Here is a 544-nt window from a genome sequence, read left to right on the forward strand (position 1 = left end):
TATGCCATGGTGGCCAGGTCTAACTGTCGTTATCAGAGCGGGCAATGTACCTTTAGAAATGGGGATTTAGAAGTTAAGTTTCAGCTGGTACAAACTGGCGGTAGTCAGCCAGTTCTAAAAGCGCGATCAAATCACCCTTTACAGGGAGCACAAGTTGCTTTGGTTAGTGAACAAAATAAAGATGCTCAGCCGCTAATGTTAGAAAAATCAGATGATGCGGGAGAGCAGTGGGCTATCTCACTACAAGGCCCAATTGATGATAAGAATGAATTACGAGTGGCGATGTTAGCAAATTCGACCACATTTTACGGCAGCACAGAAACAACGTTTTTCCAGTATGACACGATTTTTCCCAGAGATGATTGGTAGAGGCTTGCGCCGTTTGAATACAGGGTCATAAGTTTATGGAGCTAGATGATAAGAAACAATTTCTATCACAGTGCCCGCCTTTTAGTGCGTTAGGGGATGCTGCGCTAGAGCTGTGCCTGAAGAAGTTATCTATTTGCTATGAGAAAGCAGGCACCGAGATACAACAACAAGGCCT

General features: G+C 44.3%; 1 protein-coding gene. It reads left to right on the forward strand.

Annotated features, from left to right (window positions below; translation table 11 throughout):
- A partial coding sequence (locus tag A3761_RS26885; protein ID WP_068749880.1) for a hypothetical protein occupies positions 1 to 369 on the forward strand: 369 nt, incomplete at its 5' end.
- Positions 370 to 544 lie beyond the last annotated feature (175 nt).

This window comes from Oleiphilus sp. HI0123, assembly GCF_001635315.1.